The organism is Kluyvera sp. EC_51 (assembly GCF_019584505.1).
GTDB lineage: Bacteria > Pseudomonadota > Gammaproteobacteria > Enterobacterales > Enterobacteriaceae > Kluyvera > Kluyvera sichuanensis.
On record NZ_VDAG01000032.1, the window covers coordinates 1 to 227 of the forward strand.

Sequence of the window (227 nt, forward strand, 5' to 3'; positions counted from 1 at the left end):
ACCGCGAAAATATGTAATACCCTCAATATCAGCGAGTTCACTGTTATAGAAACCATGCAGGCCGCAACAAAATGGGCGGACGAGCTCGCCGTCTGTTAAGGATATTTATCACAAGGTAATGACTCCAACTTATTGATAGTGTTTTATGTTCAGATAATGCCCGATGACTTTGTCATGCAGCTCCACCGATTTTGAGAACGACAGCGACTTCCGTCCCAGCCGTGCCA

The 227-nt window shown here is 45.8% G+C and carries 1 protein-coding gene; it reads right to left on the minus strand.

Annotated elements, in window-relative coordinates; genetic code table 11:
* Nucleotides 1–129: 129 nt before the first annotated feature.
* On the minus strand, nucleotides 130–227 hold a 98-nt coding region (locus FHC49_RS08895), incomplete at its 5' end, for an IS1 family transposase (protein WP_000851394.1).